We start from the raw sequence: 2203 nt of genomic DNA on the forward strand, positions 1-2203 counted from the left end.
TGAACACCTCGAGCGGCTGATCGCCCTGATCGACCAGATCGCCGACCGCGATACGGCGCTGGAGATTCTGGAATCGCTGCTACGATACTATGTCCAAGGCACGCAACGGGTGGCGGAAGACGACGCCCGCCAGTTGTTGGAGCAGACCTCACCGGGAGATCCGATCATGCAGACCTTTATCGATCGATATATTGAGCAGGGCCGTGAGCAGGGCATCGAGCTCGGCATTGAGCAGGGCATTGAGCAGGGCATTGAGCAGGGCATTGAGCAGGGCATGGAACTGGGCAAGCGTCAAGGCGAAGCCGAGTTCCTGCTACGCCTGATAGAGCGCAAATCCGGCCCGACGGATGTGAAGCTACGCCAGCAGATTCAAGAGGCTGACGCCGAGACGCTGCTGGAATGGTCCGAGCGCATCCTCACGGCAGAGAAGCCGGAGGCGGTGTTTCACTGAGCGATCAGTCGCCGCCTCGAGCCTTCGATCAATAAGGCCAAGCCTGGTTCGAGGCCGAGCCGGTCGCGGTCGAGCAGCCGGAGCGCTTCAACAACGCCGAGCAGGTGCAACTGTTCCGCCACGCCCAGCTCGGCGACGGCCAGCCCGCCACAACAGCGGCCTCCAGGCCAACGTCCCAGCCGACCTCGACAACCCGGTCACCCTCACACTGCTGGAGGTCGAAGCCTGGCCCGAACCCGAGCACGCCTTCCTGCGCCAGCTCATCCAACCCGGGATTCGCCTGTTGGATGCCGACACCGGCCTGGCGCTTGAGGCGCTCGCCATGGCCCAAGGCCTGAACGGAGCAGGGCAGGTGACCGCCCCCAACACCATCGGCGCGAGCTTGCGCGAACAAGCCCCCATCGCCTATGGTCAGATCCAACAAGCCCCGCTGTCCGACACCGCCCGCCGCCACTGTCTCGATGTCTTCCAATCCTGGCTGATGGCGCGCTTTCAGGACCAGACCTTAGAGGAGATTCTCGTCATGCTCGGTGAACTGACCCCACTCGAACAGACCCGCGCCTATCGGGAGATCGTCGCCAAAAACCAGCCGATTTGGCTAGAAGAAGGTCGACAGGAAGGCCGCCAGCGCGAAGCCCAACGGATGGCCTTGCGCCAACTGCGCCGCCGCCTCGGCACGCTGAGCAAAGCGCAACAAGCGCGCGTGCAGGCGCTATCCGTCGACCAACTCGAAGACCTTGGCGAAGCGCTACTCGACTTCAGCGCCGCCGCTGACCTCGAGACCTGGCTCGCCGCGCATCCCATACGCCAACCCAACGTCTGAGCAACCCGTGCAACCCCACTGGACCCTCAACCTCAACACCGGCCTAAATGTTAGCTCTCACGCTGATTCCCCGTCAGATTCCCGAGCTATTCCGTTAGGCATTGCTGGTGTTCTCCCGGATTGATCACCCCGGTGATCGAGTCAGAGCAGGTGGACGAGCGCGGAAACAGGAGCGTCGTGAAGGACGAACGCGAGCGTGGGGAAGGCGCCGCTGAGGTCCTCAGCGCACGGCAGAGGGTTGGGATGGCTCTGCGCGGGGGTGGGCGGGCCAGACGGCCCGCCGGAGAGGAAGGCGAAGGAGCGCTAAAACGGCAACGGATCGTCGAACTCAAGCAACTCCAGTTGCTCATTGCGGCACGTCTCCTCCGCGATCAGCGCCTGCATCTGCGCACCGTAATAGGCGAAGAGCGCCTCAGAGAATGCCTCCAAGGCCTCCTGCACCGCCAGGGCCTGCTCGGGGGTCCAATGATCCGGCAGCTCAAAGGTGATCAGCTCCGCCAAGCCACTCATGCCGCCACCTCCTCACGCGCCGCCTGCACATGCTCGGCCGTGACCTGACGCGCCTGCTCAAGGGCCGCACTGGTCAGCGCATAATGCGCCAAGCGATTGACCTTACGCGGCATCCCCTGGGTGGCCTGGAACAGTGCCTCCACCGCCGGGGGTTCGAACAACGCCAGCTCACAGCCGGCCAGGCGCAGGCGATGGAGCAGATACTCAGGCACCTCCTCACGCGTCAGCCCGCTCAAGTGATGGCGCACCACGATGCGCTGCGCCAGTGACTCATGCACCGCCATCGTCAAGCGCCGGCGCAACTCCGTGAGCCCGACCAGCAACAGACACAGCCGGTTCTCCGAATCCATGTTGTAGTTCGTCAGCAGCCGCAGATCCTCGAGCACCTCATTGCGCAGGTGATGCGCCTCATCGACGAT

At 63.7% G+C, this 2203-nt stretch carries 5 protein-coding genes; 2 read left to right on the forward strand and 3 right to left on the reverse strand.

Annotated features, from left to right (window positions below):
- The coding region (locus VBE63_RS27825) for a hypothetical protein (protein ID WP_323686233.1) at positions 1-451 on the forward strand (451 nt) is incomplete at its 5' end.
- 28 nt (positions 452-479) lie between these two features.
- Here the strand turns inward: VBE63_RS27825 and VBE63_RS27830 are convergent.
- Positions 480-782 carry a hypothetical protein gene (locus tag VBE63_RS27830; protein WP_323686234.1) on the reverse strand — a complete coding sequence of 101 codons (303 nt, stop codon included), beginning with the start codon at positions 780-782 and terminating at the stop codon, positions 480-482.
- Between VBE63_RS27830 and VBE63_RS27835 the strand changes: the two genes are divergently transcribed.
- Positions 774-1274 carry a DUF4351 domain-containing protein gene (locus tag VBE63_RS27835; protein ID WP_323686235.1) on the forward strand — a complete coding sequence of 167 codons (501 nt, stop codon included), beginning with the start codon at positions 774-776 and terminating at the stop codon, positions 1272-1274. The genes VBE63_RS27830 and VBE63_RS27835 overlap by 9 nt on opposite strands.
- 303 nt (positions 1275-1577) lie before the next feature.
- Here VBE63_RS27835 and VBE63_RS27840 read toward each other — a convergent pair whose 3' ends face one another.
- On the reverse strand, positions 1578-1784 hold the full coding sequence (locus VBE63_RS27840) for a hypothetical protein (RefSeq protein ID WP_323686236.1): 207 nt from the start codon (positions 1782-1784) through the stop codon (positions 1578-1580).
- Positions 1781-2203: ExeA family protein (locus VBE63_RS27845; RefSeq protein WP_323686237.1), on the reverse strand; the 423-nt coding region annotated here is incomplete at its 5' end. The genes VBE63_RS27845 and VBE63_RS27840, both read right to left, overlap by 4 nt.

Source organism: Lamprobacter sp. (assembly GCF_034860625.1).
Lineage (GTDB): Bacteria > Pseudomonadota > Gammaproteobacteria > Chromatiales > Chromatiaceae > Lamprobacter.